A 16,919-nucleotide genomic window follows, 5' to 3' on the forward strand; every position below is an offset into this window, starting at 1 on the left:
CCATGTGACGTACTGAGCAACGGCCATCGTATGCGAGGACCGCGCCGTGCCGGGAGGCCTGGCGCCCGACGGCTGCTTCACCCAGGACAACGGACGGCGCATCCGGATAGTGCCGCATCGGCGCGAGGAATTGTGCGAAATGTGATCACGTGCTCACGGATCGCTGAATCGAATGGCCCGCGCGCGGGTGGGTCGCGCAGAATCGGCCGATGGAACCCGTCACGCTCACCACGGACCGACTGCTGCTGCGCTCGGTCGGCCCGGCCGACACCGACGCCGTCTTCGCGGCCGTACAGGACCCGGACATCCAGCGCTGGACCACGGTCCCGTCGCCCTACCTGCCGGAACACGCCCTGAGCTTCACCGAGCAGCTGGTGCCCGACGGCTGGTCGCAGGGCTCGATGTTCACCTTTGGCGTCTTCCTGCCCGGCGGCGACCTGACCGGCATGCTCGCCCTCACCATGCGTACCCTGGGCACGGCCGAGATCGGTTTCTGGGCCGCCAAGGAGCACCGCGGCCGCGGCTACACCACCGAGGCCGCGCTGACCGCCTGCCGGTGGATCTTCACCGAGGTGGGTGTCGACCGTGTGGAGTGGCGCGCCGAGGTCGGCAACACCGCCTCCCGCGCGGTGGCCGAACGGGCCGGTTTCACCATCGAGGGCATCCTGCGCTCGGCCGTCAACAACAAGGGCGTGCGCCGGGACTGCTGGGTCGGTTCCCTGCTCCCCTCGGACCTGGGCCTGCCCTCCACCGCGCCGTACCTGCCCGCGCGCGAGCGGTGAAACAGCAGCTCACCGGGGACTGTCAGTGGCTCCCTCTATCGTCCGGCACATGACGACCCTTCCGCGCCCGACCATCACGCTCACCGCGGACGACGCCCGCCGTATCGCCCTGCGGGCCCAGGGCTTCCTCGGCGCGCCCGACCGACGGGCCGGTGTCCGCGGGGTGCTGCGCCATCTCGGCGCGGTGCAGCTCGACACCATCTCCGTCCTCGCCCGCTCCCATGAACTCGTGCCGTACGCCCGCCTGGGAGCGGTCGGCCGCAAGACGGTCGAGGCCGCGTACTGGAAGGACACGCACGCCTTCGAGTACTGGTCGCACGCGGCCTGCCTGCTGCCCATCGAGGAGTGGCCGTACTTCGCTTTCCGCCGCCGCGCGTACCGCTCCCGCCCGCACTGGCACCACGCGCTGCCCGACGGCGCCTACGACCAGGTCATCGAGCAGCTGCGCGCCGAGGGCCCGCTCACCGCGACGGAGCTGGGCGGCGCCAAGAGGACCAGCGAGTGGTGGGACTGGTCCGGCACCAAGGTCGCCGTGGAGCGCGCGCTGATGTACGGCGAGGTGGTGTGCGTGGAGCGGCGCGGCTGGAAGCGGGTGTACGACCTCGCCGAGCGCGCGGTCCCGCAGTCGCTGCTGCACGACGACCTGGACGACGCCGAGTGCCTGCGCCGTCTGGTCCGGCTGGCCGGTGAGTCCCTCGGCGTCGGCACCCGCGCGGACATCGCCGACTATCACCGGCTCAAGGGCGAGCAGGTGGACGCGGTGATCGCCGACTCGGGTCTGGTCCCGGTGGAGGTGGAGGGCTGGGGGCGTCCGGCGTGGGCGGATCCCGCGGCGCTGGCGACCCCGCCGCGCGGCCGCCACCGCACCACCCTGCTGTCGCCGTTCGACTCACTGATCTGGGAGCGGGCGCGGACGGAGCGGATCTTCGGCTTCACCCATCGCCTGGAGGCGTACGTCCCCCGGCAGAAGCGGGTGCACGGCTACTTCGCGATGCCGGTGCTGGCGGGCGGCCGGCTGGTCGGGCGTGTCGACCCGGCCCGCGAGGGCAGCACGCTGGTGGCGAAGCAGGTCACCCTGGAGAACGCGAAGGCGGTCCCGGCGGTCGCCCAGGCCCTGGTCGAGGCGGCCTGCTGGGTGAACTGCACGGACGTCCGGGTCGAACTGGTCGGCGACCCCGCGCTGCGCGCCCCGCTGACCCGGGAACTGGCCCGCGCCCTCGGCTGAGAAACCGGACTACCGGATCTCCAGGATCTTCTCCCGCATCGCGTAGACCACCGCCTCCATCCTGGAGTGCAGCTGAAGCTTCTCCAGGATGTTGCGGACGTGGTTCTTCACGGTGTTCTCGGAGATGAACAGCTCCTTGGCGATGTCCCGGTTGTTCATCCCGGTGGCGACGAGCTTGAGCACCTCCAGCTCACGGTCCGTCAGCCGGGGCGCCGGGACCAGCCGACGCTCGTCGGTGCGCTGGATCATCGACTTGAACTCGGTGAGCAGTTTCGACGCCATCGACGGGCTGATCTGCGACTGTCCGTCGGCCACCGCACGAATCGCGGTCGCCACCTCGTCGGTCGAGATCTCCTTGAGGAGATATCCGGTCGCTCCCGCCTTGATCGCGTCGTAGAGGTCGGCCTCCTCGTCGCTGATCGTCAGCATGATGATCTTCGCGCTGGGGGCGACCTCCTTGATGGAGGTGCAGGCCTCGATCCCGCCGCGCTTGGGCATGCGGACGTCCATCAGCACGATGTCGGGCAGCAGATCGGCGGCCTTGTCGACGGCCTCGGCGCCGTCGCCCGCCTCGCCGACGACCTGGATGTCCTCCTCTGCGGCGAGCACGATCTCCAGGCCGCGCCGGAAGAGGGCGTGGTCGTCCACGACCAGGACTCTGATCGGCTCCTTGCGTACGGAGCCCGCATCGGAGCCCATGCCGATGACATTGTCGTCGGCGTCCTCGTCCCGCATCGGTCCGAAGGTGTCCGCCATCGTTCCTCCCCCTGAAGGCTGTGGCCTGTGGTTCTGTGCCATCGCCAATCCAAGGCAGTGGCCCACCCGTTGGGCCGTGCGGCCATGATTCCATGCCCGGGCGACACGGAGGTGACATGCCGGGCGCGAAGTGGTCGCACACCGGTGCCCCTGGGGGCGCACACGCGCTCCAGGGGCACCGGATCGGCGTCGGCCGGGCGGATCAGCCGCCCAGGGTGCCCCCCGCCGCCGGGGCCTGCGCCTCGGCGACCATCTCGTCCGTGTTCAGGTGGATCACGCCGTAGTCGTAGGCGTGGCGCCGGTAGACGACGCTCGGCTGCTTGGTCTCGGAGTCGACGAACAGATAGAAGTCGTGGCCGACCAGTTCCATCTCGTAGAGCGCCTGGTCGAGGCTCATCGGGGCGGCGACGTGGGTCTTTTCGCGGACGACGAGCGGGCCCTCACCGGTGACCTCGAGCGAGCCGATCTTCTTGGTCGGCACCCCCTCGGTCTCCTCGTCATGGGCGGGCAGGCCGTTGCCGTTCAGGGTGGCCGCGCCAGGGACGTGGTCGGGGACCTCGGCCGCCGAGATCCGCTGCGCGCCACGTCGCGAGAAGCGCTTGTCGTGCTGCTTGCGCAACCGGGCGTCCAGCTTCTCCGCCGCCAGATCGAGTGCCGCGTACGGATCGCTGGCCGCTGCCTCCGCCCTGATCACCGGGCCGCGGGAGCGGAGCGTGATCTCCACTCGGTCACAGCGGTCGGCCTGACGGGGGTTGGGCTCTTTGGACACCTCGACGTCGAGGCTGATCACCTTGGCATCGAGCCTCTGGATCTTCTCCAGCTTCAGCTTCTCGGCCACGTGCTTGCGGAACCGCTCGGGCACCTCGGTCTTGCGGCCTTTGACGACGATGTCCACGCAGAACTCCGTTCCCGGATCGCTCCGCCGCTCGGCGGAGCATCTCCCTTTTGCACCAGGCCCGGTGAGCACCGGGCCTCGGACTCGGTGACTTACACCTCCTCCTCCCCCAGGGGCGAGATCTGCACCCCACCGGTGCGGGTGATTACGGAAAGCCCGCAGCACGGCATTCCGATATGCGAGGTGTGGCCTGCGCCTTTCCTCACAACCGAACATATCTCGCCCGGACGGATGTCGTCACCCTCTACCGCTACGTACCTCCGTTCAGGTGAATTGACCCTCTCACTACCTGCAACGATGCAGGTCCACGGTCAGTTCCTGTTTATTTCGAAAGAATCCCGAGGAGCGGCGATCACCGCCGCACGGAGATCCGTCCGGAGGGCGTTCGCCACCGCCTTTTCCGGTGCAGCCTGCACCCACTTACCTCGCTCCGTCCGGACGCCGATCCGTCGTTCCCCCCTTCCTTCCCGAGTTACGGCGGCGTACACGACCGTGTTCATCCCTCTTCCCCCCGAGTTCCCTCCTGTACCGCCCTCACCGGGCGGAATGACGCCGGACCCGCCGAGCGCCTCCCGCACGGCACGAGCCGCCTCGCCGAGGGTGGCACCGGTCGTGATCAGGTCGTCGACGAGCACCACCCGGCCCGCGGCGAGCAGCCGGGCACCGCCCGCCGTGACCTCCAGCGCCCCCGCCAGGTTCTCCAGCCGCCGCCGGGCGTCCAGCTCCGCCTGGTCGGCCACGGCGCGCCGCTGGCGCAGCACGCCCGCCACCCGCGCCGGTGTACCACCGCGCCGCAGCTCCCCGGCGGCCGCCAGCGCCACCCGGCGCACCGGGTCGTGCCCCCGCGCCCGCACGGCCCGCGGGGCGGAGGGAACGGGGACGAGCAGCACCGGACGGGCATCCGGTATCCCGCCGCCGAGCCCTGCCCGCACGGCGCCCGCCAGTGCCGTGCCCAGAGCTCCCGCGAGCGCCAGCGCGCCCCGCTCCTTGTGAGCGAGCAGAGCCGCCCGCACGTCCGTCGCGTACGGCGCCGCCGCGTGCACCACCGGCAGCCCGGCCGGCTCCGGCTGCGGCCGCACCCGCCGCGGCACGCTCCCGTGCAGTGCGGTCCGGCACCGCGCGCACAGGACCGTACGAGGTGCGCCGCACCCCGCGCAGTCGGTCGGCAGCACCAGGTCGGTGAGGTCCTGCCACCACCTCCGCATGCCCACTACTGTGCCGAGGCCCGAGCCGGCCCGCCACCCCTGTGGACAACGCCCTGTGGACAACTCGGCGTCGCCGAGACCGCCCCTCACTCACACGGGGGACGGGCGGGGACACACGGGGAACGGGCGGGGACATGCAGCGCCCCCGCCCGACCGCCGTCAGCCCGGATAGACCGGCGCCGTCCCGTCCTTGTCCACCTTCTGCCACTGCGCACCCGAGGGCAGCCGGACGATGCCGTCCTCCGAGTAGGCCACCAGCGGCACCCGGTCGTCCTCGGACGCGGCGACCGCCTTGACGCCGGTGAGCGCACCGGGCGCGGGTCCGTCCAGCGTGGAGCCGTCCACCTGGACGTACCGCATCTGCTGCACTCCGCCCGACTCCCGGCCGACGACCAGCAGCCTGCTGTCCCCCGCCCAGGTCATCGCGCTGACCTGCTCCAGGTCCGGGGCGGCCGAGCGCAGTTCGACCACCGAGGTGCCCTGCCCGGTCCCGTCGTCCCGCTGGATACGGCCGATGAGCAGGTACTGCTTGTCGCCCCTCGCCACGACCAGGGCGATCCGGGCCCCGTCCGCGGCCACCCGGGCGTCCCTGATCGCACCGGACAGATCCGGGACGGCGACCTCCTCCGCCTTGGTGGCCCCCTGCGGCACGACCAGCAGCCGCTTGCGCTGCGGATCGCGGTCGGCGACCCACAGATCGCCGCGGGCGTCCCAGCTCGGGGTGGTCAGCCGGTCGGCCGGGTCCGCGCCGTTGCTGGTCACCACCGCGTCCCCGAGCGAACCGCCCGACGCCAGCGAGGTCACGTACAGCGACCTCCCGTCGCCCGCGATGCCGGCCACGCTGTGCTCGTCCCGCGACACGGCCACCGACTGGAGCCCCTTGACGCCGCCCTCGCCGAACGGCCCCGGCACCGCGGACGGTTCGACCGTCCCCGTACTCCCGGTCGGCAACCGCACCAGCCGGTGCCTGCCGTCGAGGTAGTACAGGTACTCGGGGCGCTTGCTGGAACCGTGCCAGGCGGCGGCCTCCGCGCGCTCCTCGGACAGGTCGCACATCCGCCGGCCGTCGGCCCCGTCGAGTTCGACGGACTCCAGGGTCGGCGTGAGGTTCCGCAGGGTGAACAGGATCTGGGTCGCCATCTCGGTGCACTTGGCCGTGCCGATCCGGGACGCCTTGAGGTTCAGCGGCACCGTCAGCCTGTTCTGGTCGTCCGGTGTCAGTCCCGACACGTCCTTCTGCAACGCCGTACCGGTCGGGAAGCTGGACCTGACCACCGGACGCAGCCATCTGGTGGGCCCGCGGAGCAGCGAGCGGACCATCTGCGTCATCGGGTCCACCTTGCTGCGCACGAACACCGGGTCGGCGACGGCCACCGGCTCCCCGGTCGCCCCGACCACCGTGTCGGAGGCGAAGTAGTACTTGTCGACCGGCGTGTAGTTGCGCTGGAAGTCCGACTTGCCCATGACGACGCCGTCCGGCAGCCGGTCGATGCGCCACTGCCCGGTCTTGGCGTCCTTCGCCAGGTGCAGGAACTTGCGGTACGAACCGCCGGCGGGCTGGTACGCCTGCCGCGCGTCGACGGTGGCGACCCGGCTGCCGGCCAGCACACAGGTCTCGCTGCCCGCGTCCTGCCGGTCGTCCGGGCGGCACTCGGTCTCGATGCTCGGGCCGTTCGCGAGCACCGTGGTGGAGCGCTCCGGCCGCCAGGTGCGCGCCGCGCCGTCCGTCAGATACTTGCGGGCCGTGTCGTACGACGGATCGTCGCTGGTCAGGGCCTCCAGGAAGCCCTGCATGATCTCCCCGGGGCCGGCGCCGTCGGCGGGCGGCATGGCGAACACGCGGACGCCGGTGTCCTGCTGCGGCGTGGACTCCACGTCCCGCAGATCCCCGCTGTCGGGCATCGAGGCGCATCCGGCCAGCAGTACGCCCCCCAGGGCGGCGTACGCCACCGCGCGCCACGGCTTCCGCCGGGCGCCCCCCTCGCGGTCAGCGCCCACGAAATGCCTCCCCTGGCTCGGTCGAGTCCTCAGCCCGGGCCGCCTCCGGCCCGTCCGCACGGGCACCGTCGTCGGCCGGCCCGTCGGCCCGCCGTTCGTCCGGGAGCCGGACGCCACCGGCGGGCCGGGGCACCACGCGCGTGCCATTGCCCTGAGCGGGCATCGCGGTCGGGTCCACGGCGGGGGTGCCGGCCGTCAGCCGCGGCGCGATCGAGGAGCGCGGCGGCAGCGCGGGTCCCTGAGCGCACCCCTGCTGCACCGGAACCGTCGCCCGCTTCTCCTCCCCGCCCCGGCGCGCACCGGAGTCGTCGACGCCGCGGTTACGGCGCGAGTCCTTGGGCTCCAGCGGTATCGGAGAGCCTCGCAGCGGCTCGTCCGCCGTCCTGGGCAGGGTCAGCCGGAACTGCGAGCCGCCGCCCGGCTCGCCCCAGGCCTGGAGCCAGCCGCCGTGCAGCCGGGCGTCCTCCAGGGCGATCGACAGCCCCAGGCCCGTACCACCGGTGGTACGCGCGCGCGCCGGATCCGCCCGCCAGAAGCGGCTGAACACACGGGTCGCCTCGCCCGGCTTGAGCCCGACGCCGTAGTCGCGCACCGCGACGGCGACCGCGCCACCGGCGGCGGCCAGCTTGACGACGACATCCTTGCCCTCGCCGTGCTCGACGGCGTTCACGACCAGGTTGCGCAGCACGCGCTCCACGCGCCGGGCGTCGGCCTCGGCGACGACGGGCTGCTGATCCCCGAGCACGCGTATCCGGGTGCCCTTGCGCTCGGCCAGCGGCTCGGCACCGCTGACCACCCGCCGGACGACCTCCCTGAGGTCGATCGGCTCGGCCTCCAGGGCCGCCGCGCCCGCGTCGAACCGGCTGATCTCCAGCAGGTCCGCGAGCAGCGACTCGAACCGGTCCAGCTGGTCGGCGAGCAGCTCCGCGGACCGGGCGGTCACCGGGTCGAAGTCCTCCCGTGCCTCGTGGATGACATCGGCCGCCATCCGCACGGTCGTCAGCGGCGTCCGCAGCTCGTGCGAGACGTCCGAGACGAACCGGCGCTGCATCCGCGACAGGTCCTCCAGCTGGTTGATCTTCACCTGGAGGTTCTGCGCCATCTTGTTGAAGGCCTCGCCCAGGCGCGCGATGTCGTCCTCGCCGGTGACCTTCATCCGTTCCTGGAGCCGCCCCGCGGACAGCCGCTCCGCGATCCCGGCCGCCATCCGCACCGGCGTCACGACCTGCCGCACCACCAGCCAGGCGATGGCGCCCAGCAGAACGACGACGAACAGCCCGGCCGTCGCGAGGGTCCCCTTGACCAGGCTCAGGGACTTCTCCTCCTGCGTGAGCGGGAAGAGGTAGTACAGCTCGTACGGGCGCCCGTTCGGGTCGTTGACCTGCTTGCCGATGACCAGCGCCGGCTGCGACTCCTTGCCGTTGGAGTAGATGATCCGCGTGTAGCTCTGCGCGGCCGTCATGCCGTTGTTGACCCGCTCGCGCAGGGCGGCGGGAATGCTGGAGGTCGGGTTGACGTAACCCGAACCGCGCGGGCTGCGCCCGCCACCGCTGTCGTCGCCGACGGGCAGCGTCACCACGTCGAAGGCACCGGCGCCGCCGCTGGACAGCGAGTCCACGAGGTCGCTCATCCACGGGATGACGCTCTGCGACTGCCGCCCGTCCGTGCCGGGGGTGTCGTCACCCGTGGCGGTCCCGGCGGCCGTGCCGGCCGCGGTTCCGCCGGCCGCCTCGTCGGCCTTCTGCCGGGCCACCGCGAACCCGCCCGTGGCCTGGCTCTGCGAGGCCTTCACCTTGGCGTCCAGCAGGCCGTTGCGCACCTGCCCGATCACCACGAAGCCGAGCAGCAGTACGACACCCAGCGACATCAGCAGCGTCGTCGCCACGACCCTGAGCTGGATGTTGCGCCGCCACAGCCGCATCACCGGCAGCAGCGGTCGGCGCACCCAGCGCAGGAAGAGCCGCAGGACCGGGCTGCCCCGGAACCCGCCCTGGAGCAGTCCGCCCTCGAAGAGACGTCTGAAACGCGCAATCACCGCCGCCGGGCCGACAGGCCGCCCCGGACGGGCCCCGGACCTGCCGGGGGCCGAAGCGGCACTGTCCCCGGACATGTCAGCTCGGTCCGGCCTTGTAACCGACACCACGGACGGTCACCACGATCTCCGGCCGTTCCGGGTCCCTCTCGACCTTGGAACGCAGCCGCTGCACATGAACGTTCACCAGGCGGGTGTCGGCGGCATGCCGGTAGCCCCACACCTGCTCCAGCAGCACCTCACGCGTGAACACCTGCCACGGCTTGCGCGCGAGCGCCACCAGCAGGTCGAACTCCAGCGGGGTCAGCGCGATCGACTGCCCGTCCCGCTTCACCGAGTGCCCGGCCACATCGATAACCAGGTCACCGATGGTGAGCTGCTCCGGCGCCGGCTCCTCGGACCTGCGCAACCGCGCCCGGATCCGCGCCACCAGCTCCTTCGGCTTGAACGGCTTGACGATGTAGTCGTCGGCACCGGACTCCAGGCCCACGACCACATCCACGGTGTCGCTCTTGGCCGTGAGCATCACGATCGGCACGCCGGACTCGGCGCGGATCAGCCGGCAGACCTCGATACCGTCCCGGCCCGGCAGCATCAGGTCGAGCAGCACCAGGTCGGGCTTGGTCTCACGGAAAGCAGCCAGCGCCTTGTCGCCGTCGGCTACGAAAGACGGCTCAAAACCCTCACCACGCAGCACGATCCCGAGCATCTCGGCCAGTGCGGTGTCGTCGTCGACGACAAGGACTCGTCCCTTCATAAACGACATCATCCCATTCTCGTAACAGTGACAGAGGCGCTGGTGAGCGAGGTCACTGGCCCGTGACGATAGTCGTAGGGAACCGTCACTGTCTGCCCCGCCCCTCCCACCTGGCCCCACGGCAACCGCACACACCGCGGAACCGGCACCGCCGCCACCGCCGCGTCAGCCGACCGGCGCCCTCCTGGACCCCGCCGCGCACAGCTCCGCCAGAGCCCCGGCCGTCACCGGCGAGACGACCCCCGCCTCGGTGACGATGGCCGTCACCAGCTCGGGCGGCGTCACATCGAACGCCGGGTTGTACGCCTGGGTCCCCAGCGGCGCCACCGGCACCCCGCCGCCCGCCCCCGTCACCGGCACCTGCGGCGCCACCAGCTCCGTCACCTCGAAACCGGCCCGCTGCTCGACCTCGATGGACGCCCCGTCGGGAGTCTCCAGGTCGACCGTCGTCAGCGGCGCCACCACGATGAACGGCACATGGTGGTAGCGCGCGAGCACGGCGAGCGGATAGCTCCCCACCTTGTTCGCCACCGAACCGTCGGCCGCGATCCGGTCCGCCCCGACCAGCACCGCGTCCACCTCCCCCGCCGCGAACAGCGACCCCGCCGCGTTGTCGGTGAGCAGGGTGTACGCCATGCCGCTGCCGGCCGCCTCGTACGCCGTCAGCCGAGCCCCCTGCAACAGGGGACGCGTCTCATCCACCCACAGCCGCCGCAGCCGCCCCTGCCGATGCGCCGCGAGCGCCACCGCGAAGGCCGTGCCCTCCCCGCCGGACACCAGCCGCCCCGTGTTGCAGTGCGTGAGGATCCGGTGCCCGCCGCCCGACAGCAGCTCGTCCAGCAGCGCCAGACCGTGGGCGCCCATCCGGGCACTGGCCTCCGCGTCCTGCCGGTGCAGCTCCCGCGCCGCGGCCAGCGCCGCCGTGGCCGCCGCCGTGGGATCACCGCTGCGGGCCAGCTCGGCCTGGTGCGCGGCCTGGGCCCGGCGCACGCCGACGGACAGGTTCACCGCGGTCGGCCGGGCACTCTCGAGCGCCGTGCCCGCCTCGGCCACGTCGAAGCCGCGCGCGGCGGCGAGCGCGACGCCGTACGCCCCCGCGATCCCGAGCAGCGGCGCACCGCGCACCGCCAGCGAACGGATCGCCTCCACCAGGGCCGGCGCATCCGTGCACACCAGCTCGACCTCTTCCGCCGGAAGCCGCGTCTGGTCGAGAAGGACCACGACCGGACCCTCGGGCGGTTCCTCCCACCGGATCGCCGGTATCTCGCTCGGCTTGTTGTCCCCACCGGGTCGCGCCTGCTGATCAGCCATGCGGTCAGTCTTCCCCGGATCCGGCGCACCATGGAAGGCATCCAGCCCCTACCGCGGCCGGTCCCTAGATCACCACCCCATGGCACGATGGCTGCCAACCTGCCACCGCGACCGCGGACGGGCACCGAGAAGGAGCTTCGATGACAGACACTCCGGGCTGGGCCTCGCCCGGATCCGCCCCGTCGTCCGAGGGGCGGGAACCCGGCGCGCCCGGCCCTGCCGAGCCCGCCGACCGTCCCGGCCCCGCCGAGCCCGCGCCGCAGCCGGGCGCACACCCGCAGGGCCCAGGCGTGAAGTGGTCCAAGGACCAGCCGCCGGCCGGCCAGTGGTCCGCGCCCACCGGCGCCCCCGGCCCGGGACAGACGCCCCCGCCCCCGCCTCCCGGCCCCGGCTGGGGCGGCGGACCCGGCGGCACCGGCCCCGGCAACTACGGCGGAGGCCCTGGCGGCTACGGCGGGGGTTACGGCACGCCCGGCGGCCACGGAGCCTGGGGCGGCGGCTGGGGCGGCCCCCCGCCCGCGGCCAAGCCCGGAGTGATCCCGCTGCGCCCGCTCGGAGTCGGCGAGATCCTCGACGGCGCCGTGTCGACCATGCGCACCTACTGGCGCACGGTCCTCGGTATCTCCCTGACCGTCGCGCTCATCGCCCGCACCGGCACGGTGCTGGTCCAGGGCCTGGTCCTGAACAGCGCCCTCGGCCCGCAGGCCATCAAGCCCGACAGCACCCCCGGTGACGTCTTCCGCGTCATGCGGGACGCCTTCATCAGCTCCGGCGTCATCAGCCTGATCACCGTCGTCGGCACGATCATCGCCACCGCCATGCTGACCACCGTCACCAGCCGGGCCGTCCTCGGCAAACCGGTCAGCGCCGGCGAGGCCTGGCGCGACGCCCGCCCCCAGGTGCTGCGGCTGTTCGGCCTGCTGATCCTGCTCGGCCTCATCGCCATCGGCGTCTTCCTCGTCTGCACACTGCCCGGCATCCTCGTGCTGGCCGCCGGCAGCATCGGCGGCGCCACCGCCCTGCTCGTCCTGGGCTTGCTCGCCGCGTCCGCCGTGCTGCTCTGGCTGATGATCCGCTTCTGCCTGGCCTCCCCCGCCCTGATGCTCGAACGCCAGGGCATCCTGAAGTCGATGGGGCGCTCGGCGAAGCTCGTCCGCGGCTCGTGGTGGCGCGTCCTCGGCATCCAGATGCTCGCCGGACTCATCGCCAGCATCGTCTCGGCGCTCGTCGGGCTGCCCTTCGTCTTCCTCGGGGCGGCCGTGGGCGGCGGCGGCATCGGCGGGCTGCTCGGCACCACCACCGGACACATCGGCTGGACCTTCCTGATCATCAGCGGCATCGGCTCGGTGATCGGCGCCACGCTCACCCTGCCGATCAACGCCGGCGTCACCGTGCTCCTCTACATCGACCTGCGCATCCGCCGCGAGGCCCTCGACCTCGAACTGGCCCGCGCCGCCGGTGTCCAGGGCTACGGCGGCAGCGCACCCGGCACCGTCCCGGGGAGCTGATGCGGTGAGCCTCACGGGGGGAGTGCTGCCGACGCCGGTCCCGCCCGGCGCCGGCGCCACGGCCGTGCACATCCTGCTCGGTGCGGCGGGCCGGGCCGTCCTGGCGGCCGGCGGCTCGGGAGACGAGCCGCCCGTCACCATCCCGCGCGACCCCGCGCGGGAGGCGGCCCGCCGCGAGCTGTCCAAGCGGCTGTACCACCAGAACGACCCGGGCCTGCTCGAACGCGCCTGGAACGCGTTCTGGGGGTGGCTGGACCGGCTCCTCGCCCACGCCGCCTCGGCCACTCCTGGAGGCACCGTCGGACTGGTCGTCGTGATCGCGTTCGTCGTCGCCGTCCTCGCCGCCCTGTGGTGGCGCCTGGGCACCCCCCACCGCCGGCCCGTCTCCGCCTCCGTCCTGTTCGACGACCGCCCCCGCAGCGCCGCCGAACATCGCGCCGCGAGCGAAGCGCACGCGGCCCAGGGCCACTGGAACCAGGCCGTCCAGGAACGCATGCGGGCCATCGTCCGCTCCCTGGAGGAACGGGCCCTGCTCGACGCCCGCCCCGGCCGCACCGCCGACGAAGCCGCCGCCGAGGCCGCCCGCCCGCTCCCCGGCCACGCCGACCGGCTGCGCGCCGCCGCCCGCACCTTCGACGACGTGACATACGGCGGACGCAGCACGAACGAGCAGTCGTACCACCACCTCGCCGAACTCGACCGCGACCTCGAACGCACCAAGCCCGACCTCGCCGCCGACACCGCCCAGGCCACCCTCACCGACAGCGCCACCAGCACGGCCCACAGCACCGGCCAGGGGGCCGCCCAGTGACCGTCCAGACCGCGCCGCCGACCACCTCCACCGCGCCCACCGCCAAAGCGATGTGGACCCGCACCCGCGGCCTCGCACTCGCCCTGGTCCTGATCCTGTCCGCCGCCATCGCCATGGCCGCCATACGCTCCACCACCCGGCACGGCGAACTCGACCCGCGCTCCGTCGACCCCTACGGCAGCCACGCCGTCGCCCAACTCCTCTCGGAGCGGGGCGTCTCCACCCGCGTGGTCACCACACTCGGCGCCGCCCGCGCCGCCGCCGGACCCGACACCACTCTCCTGGTCACCGACCCCGATCTGCTGACTCACCGTCAGCAGACCCAGCTGCACCGCACCACCGCGGCCTCCGGCGGACGCACCGTGCTCGCCGCGGCCGGCAGCTGGTCCATCGAGCGGCTCGCCCCCGGGGTCACCGCGGACCCCGCCAACAGCCTCCACACCACCCTTGCACCGCGCTGCACCCTGCCCGAGGCCCGGCGCGCGGGCACCGCCGAAACCGGCGGGGTCCGCTACACCACCACCCACCTCGACGCCGACTCCTGCTACCCCAGCGAGCGCCTCGCCACCCTGCTGCGCATCCCCGCGGCCTCCGGGAGCGGCGACACCGTCGTGCTCGGCGCGCCCGACATCCTCTTCAACAACCGCCTCGACAAGCAGGGCAACGCCTCGCTCGCCCTCCAACTCCTCGGCTCCCGCCCCCATCTGGTCTGGTACCTCCCCTCGCTGTCCGACGCCTCGGCCACCGACACCGGCGACCAGAAGGACTTCTTCGACCTGCTCCCCTCCGGCTGGCTCTGGGCGACCCTGCAACTCCTCATCGCCGCAGCCTTCGCCGCCTTCTGGCGCGCACGCCGCTTCGGCCCGCTCGTGCCCGAGAAACTCCCCGTCGCGATCCGCGCCTCCGAGACCGCCGAAGGCCGCGCCCGCCTCTACCGCAAGGCCAACGCCCGCGACCGGGCAGCCTCCGCACTCCGCTCCGCCACCCGCGGTCGCCTCGCGCCGCTCGTCGGTATCCCCCTCGCCCAGGCACACACGCCCGAGGCGCTGCTCCCCGCTCTGTCCGCCCACCTCTCCGGTGACGGCCAGGCCCTGCACTCCCTCCTCTTCGGACCGCCGCCCGGCGACGACGCGGCCCTCATCGCACTGACCGACCAACTCGACGCCCTCGAAAGAGAGGTACGCCGTTCATGATGGACCCGACCACTGACAACGCCGGGCAGAGCGGAGACGCGGGCACCGCCCGGGCCGCCCTGGAAGCCCTGCGCGCCGAGATCGCCAAAGCCGTGGTCGGCCAGGACCCCGCCGTCACCGGTCTCGTCGTCGCCCTCCTCTGCCGCGGACACGTCCTACTTGAAGGAGTCCCCGGAGTCGCCAAAACGTTGCTCGTCCGCGCCCTCGCATCTGCGCTGGAACTCGACACCAAGCGTGTCCAGTTCACCCCGGACCTGATGCCGAGCGACGTCACCGGCTCCCTCGTCTACGACACCCGCACGGCCGAGTTCTCCTTCCAGGAGGGGCCGGTCTTCACCCACCTCCTCCTCGCGGACGAGATCAACCGCACCCCGCCCAAGACCCAGTCCTCCCTCCTGGAAGCCATGGAGGAACGCCAGGTCACGGTCGACGGAACCCCACGGCCGCTCCCCGACCCGTTCCTCGTCGCCGCGACCCAGAACCCGGTCGAGTACGAGGGCACCTACCCCCTCCCCGAAGCCCAACTCGACCGCTTCCTGCTCAAACTGACGGTCCCTCTGCCCTCCCGGCAGGACGAGATCGACGTCCTCACCCGGCACGCCTCCGGCTTCAACCCCCGCGACCTGCGCGCGGCCGGAGTACGCCCCGTCGCCGGCCCCGCCGACCTGGAAGCGGCCCGTGCGGCGGTCGCCAAGACGACCGTCTCCCCCGAGATCACCGCCTACGTCGTCGACATCTGCCGCGCCACCCGCGAATCGCCGTCCCTCACTCTCGGCGTCTCCCCGCGCGGCGCGACCGCCCTCCTCGCCACCGCCCGCGCCTGGGCCTGGCTGACCGGCCGCGACTACGTCATCCCCGACGACGTCAAGGCCCTCGCCCTGCCCACCCTGCGCCACCGCGTCCAGCTGCGGCCCGAGGCCGAAATGGAAGGCGTGACGGCGGACTCCGTCATCAACGCGATCCTCTCCCACGTCCCGGTCCCCCGCTGATGGCACTCACCGGACGCGCCGCCCTGCTCGCGGCCCTCGGCTCCATCCCGGTCGGACTCCTGGAGCCCGGCTGGACGGGCATCCTCGCCGTCAACGGCCCGCTGGCCCTCGCCTGCGCCTGCGACTACGCGCTCGCCGCACCCGTACGACGCCTCGTCCTCACCCGCTCCGGCGACACCTCCGCTCGTCTCGGCGACACCGCCGACGTCACCCTCACGGTCACCAACCCGTCCCGCCGGCCCCTGCGGGCACAGCTGCGGGACGCCTGGCCGCCCAGCAGCTGGCAGCCCGGCAGCGAGATCGAGGCATCCCGCCACCCGCTGACCGTGCCCCCCGGCGAACGCCGACGGGTGACGACCCGGCTGCGCCCCACCCGCCGCGGCGACCGTCAGGCCGACCGCGTCACCATCCGCTCCTACGGTCCTCTCGGTCTGTTCTCCCGCCAGGGCGCCCACAAAGTGCCCTGGTCTGTACGGGTTCTGCCCCCGTTCACCAGCCGCAAGCACCTGCCGTCGAAACTCGCCCGATTGCGTGAACTCGACGGCCGTACCAGCGTTCTGACACGCGGTGAGGGCACAGAGTTCGACAGCCTGCGCGAGTACGTCCCCGGAGACGACACCCGCTCGATCGACTGGCGAGCCACCGCCCGGCAGTCCACGGTCGCCGTCCGCACCTGGCGGCCGGAACGCGACCGCCACATCCTTCTCGTCCTCGACACCGGCCGCACCTCGGCCGGCCGCGTGGACGACATCCCACGCCTCGACGCCTCCCTGGACGCGGCACTGCTCCTCGCGGCGCTCGCCTCCCGGGCCGGCGACCACGTGGGCCTTCTCGCCTACGACCGCCGGGTACGCGCCACGGTGCAGAGCCGTTCCGCGAAAGATCTGCTGCCGTCTCTGGTCGACGCGATGGCCACGCTCGAGCCCGAGCTGGTGGAGACGGACGCCCGCGGCCTCACCGCCACAGCGCTGCGTACGGCACCGCGCCGCTCGCTCGTCGTCCTGTTCACCACGCTCGACGCGGCGCCGGTCGAACAGGGTCTGCTTCCGGTCCTGCCGCAGCTCACGCAGCGCCACACGGTTCTGCTCGCTTCAGTGGCCGATCCGCACATCGCCCGCATGGCCAAGGGCCGGGGCGACGTCGACGCGGTGTACGAGGCGGCGGCCGCGGCCCGGGCACAGAGTGAGCGCCAGCGGACGGCGGAAAAGCTCCGCCGCCACGGAGTGACGGTGGTGGACGCGACGCCGGCCGATCTGGCTCCGGCGCTGGCGGATGCCTATCTGGCTCTCAAGGCGGCGGGCCGGCTCTGAGCAGCTCCGGCTGCGCCGCTTCCCTTCGGGGAGTCGCGGAGAAAATGCCCTGAAATGCAGAAAGGCCCACGCCATACGGCGTGGGCCTTTCCCAATGATTGTTCGGCGGTGTCCTACTCTCCCACAGGGTCCCCCCTGCAGTACCAT

14 protein-coding genes are annotated in these 16,919 nt (G+C 72.5%); 7 read left to right on the forward strand and 7 right to left on the reverse strand.

Annotation, left to right across the window (positions count from 1 at the left end; all coding sequences use genetic code 11):
• Positions 1 to 209 precede the first annotated feature (209 nt).
• Both ACWCV9_RS34510 and ACWCV9_RS34515 read left to right on the forward strand, forming a co-directional pair.
• Positions 210 to 782, forward strand: a complete 573-nt coding sequence (locus ACWCV9_RS34510; protein ID WP_450792553.1) for a GNAT family N-acetyltransferase — start codon at positions 210 to 212, stop codon at positions 780 to 782.
• Positions 783 to 831: 49 nt separating this feature from the next.
• Positions 832 to 2,007: a winged helix-turn-helix domain-containing protein gene (locus ACWCV9_RS34515; RefSeq protein WP_450792555.1), complete on the forward strand. Its 1,176-nt coding sequence runs from the start codon at positions 832 to 834 to the stop codon at positions 2,005 to 2,007.
• A gap of 9 nt (positions 2,008 to 2,016) precedes the next feature.
• Here ACWCV9_RS34515 and ACWCV9_RS34520 read toward each other — a convergent pair whose 3' ends face one another.
• The 7 genes from ACWCV9_RS34520 to mtnA all read right to left on the reverse strand — a co-directional run bounded on the left by ACWCV9_RS34520 (position 2,017) and on the right by mtnA (position 10,961).
• Positions 2,017 to 2,763, reverse strand: a complete 747-nt coding sequence (locus ACWCV9_RS34520) for a response regulator (RefSeq protein ID WP_450792557.1) — start codon at positions 2,761 to 2,763, stop codon at positions 2,017 to 2,019.
• A gap of 202 nt (positions 2,764 to 2,965) precedes the next feature.
• Complete coding sequence (gene hpf / locus ACWCV9_RS34525; RefSeq protein ID WP_385847324.1) at positions 2,966 to 3,658, reverse strand: ribosome hibernation-promoting factor, HPF/YfiA family; 693 nt, start codon at positions 3,656 to 3,658, stop codon at positions 2,966 to 2,968.
• Positions 3,659 to 3,969: 311 nt separating this feature from the next.
• The gene (locus ACWCV9_RS34530) at positions 3,970 to 4,863 is read right to left on the reverse strand and encodes a ComF family protein (protein ID WP_450792559.1); all 894 of its coding nucleotides are present in this window, start codon (positions 4,861 to 4,863) and stop codon (positions 3,970 to 3,972) included.
• Between the two features lie 159 nt (positions 4,864 to 5,022).
• Positions 5,023 to 6,861, reverse strand: a complete 1,839-nt coding sequence (locus tag ACWCV9_RS34535; RefSeq protein WP_450792561.1) for an LpqB family beta-propeller domain-containing protein — start codon at positions 6,859 to 6,861, stop codon at positions 5,023 to 5,025.
• On the reverse strand, positions 6,851 to 8,971 hold the full coding sequence (mtrB, locus tag ACWCV9_RS34540; protein ID WP_450792563.1) for an MtrAB system histidine kinase MtrB: 2,121 nt from the start codon (positions 8,969 to 8,971) through the stop codon (positions 6,851 to 6,853). The genes ACWCV9_RS34535 and mtrB overlap by 11 nt, the downstream gene beginning before the upstream one ends.
• Position 8,972: 1 nt before the next feature.
• On the reverse strand, positions 8,973 to 9,662 hold the full coding sequence (gene mtrA / locus ACWCV9_RS34545) for a two-component system response regulator MtrA (protein ID WP_385847319.1): 690 nt from the start codon (positions 9,660 to 9,662) through the stop codon (positions 8,973 to 8,975).
• A 153-nt stretch (positions 9,663 to 9,815) separates the two neighbouring features.
• Positions 9,816 to 10,961, reverse strand: coding sequence for an S-methyl-5-thioribose-1-phosphate isomerase (mtnA, locus tag ACWCV9_RS34550; RefSeq protein WP_450792566.1), 1,146 nt, complete (start codon positions 10,959 to 10,961; stop codon positions 9,816 to 9,818).
• A 140-nt stretch (positions 10,962 to 11,101) separates the two neighbouring features.
• Between mtnA and ACWCV9_RS34555 the strand changes: the two genes are divergently transcribed.
• From ACWCV9_RS34555 to ACWCV9_RS34575, 5 genes are read left to right on the forward strand one after another with little or no spacing between them, the layout of a single operon-like run.
• Positions 11,102 to 12,469 carry a DUF7544 domain-containing protein gene (locus tag ACWCV9_RS34555; protein ID WP_450792568.1) on the forward strand — a complete coding sequence of 456 codons (1,368 nt, stop codon included), beginning with the start codon at positions 11,102 to 11,104 and terminating at the stop codon, positions 12,467 to 12,469.
• A gap of 4 nt (positions 12,470 to 12,473) precedes the next feature.
• Positions 12,474 to 13,280: a DUF4129 domain-containing protein gene (locus tag ACWCV9_RS34560; protein ID WP_450792570.1), complete on the forward strand. Its 807-nt coding sequence runs from the start codon at positions 12,474 to 12,476 to the stop codon at positions 13,278 to 13,280.
• 50 nt (positions 13,281 to 13,330) lie between these two features.
• Positions 13,331 to 14,473 (forward strand): DUF4350 domain-containing protein, encoded by a 1,143-nt coding sequence (locus tag ACWCV9_RS34565; RefSeq protein ID WP_450792579.1) that lies wholly within the window; start codon positions 13,331 to 13,333, stop codon positions 14,471 to 14,473.
• A complete protein-coding gene (locus tag ACWCV9_RS34570) occupies positions 14,473 to 15,462 on the forward strand; it encodes an AAA family ATPase (protein ID WP_450792581.1) in 990 nt (329 codons plus the stop codon). The genes ACWCV9_RS34565 and ACWCV9_RS34570 overlap by 1 nt, the downstream gene beginning before the upstream one ends.
• A complete protein-coding gene (locus ACWCV9_RS34575) occupies positions 15,462 to 16,772 on the forward strand; it encodes a DUF58 domain-containing protein (protein WP_450792572.1) in 1,311 nt (436 codons plus the stop codon). The genes ACWCV9_RS34570 and ACWCV9_RS34575 overlap by 1 nt, the downstream gene beginning before the upstream one ends.
• Positions 16,773 to 16,919 lie beyond the last annotated feature (147 nt).

Source organism: Streptomyces sp. NPDC001606, assembly GCF_053596835.1.

Coding starts and splice junctions, on each gene's coding strand:
- mtnA (WP_450792566.1), bottom strand. CDS start 10,961: ATGGCTGATCAGCAGGCGCGACCCGGTGGGGACAACAAGCCGAGCGAG.
- ACWCV9_RS34510 (WP_450792553.1), top strand. CDS start 210: ATGGAACCCGTCACGCTCACCACGGACCGACTGCTGCTGCGCTCGGTC.
- ACWCV9_RS34530 (WP_450792559.1), bottom strand. CDS start 4,863: ATGCGGAGGTGGTGGCAGGACCTCACCGACCTGGTGCTGCCGACCGAC.
- ACWCV9_RS34575 (WP_450792572.1), top strand. CDS start 15,462: ATGGCACTCACCGGACGCGCCGCCCTGCTCGCGGCCCTCGGCTCCATC.
- ACWCV9_RS34520 (WP_450792557.1), bottom strand. CDS start 2,763: ATGGCGGACACCTTCGGACCGATGCGGGACGAGGACGCCGACGACAAT.
- mtrB (WP_450792563.1), bottom strand. CDS start 8,971: ATGTCCGGGGACAGTGCCGCTTCGGCCCCCGGCAGGTCCGGGGCCCGT.
- ACWCV9_RS34515 (WP_450792555.1), top strand. CDS start 832: ATGACGACCCTTCCGCGCCCGACCATCACGCTCACCGCGGACGACGCC.
- ACWCV9_RS34555 (WP_450792568.1), top strand. CDS start 11,102: ATGACAGACACTCCGGGCTGGGCCTCGCCCGGATCCGCCCCGTCGTCC.
- mtrA (WP_385847319.1), bottom strand. CDS start 9,662: ATGATGTCGTTTATGAAGGGACGAGTCCTTGTCGTCGACGACGACACC.
- ACWCV9_RS34570 (WP_450792581.1), top strand. CDS start 14,473: ATGGACCCGACCACTGACAACGCCGGGCAGAGCGGAGACGCGGGCACC.
- ACWCV9_RS34565 (WP_450792579.1), top strand. CDS start 13,331: ATGTGGACCCGCACCCGCGGCCTCGCACTCGCCCTGGTCCTGATCCTG.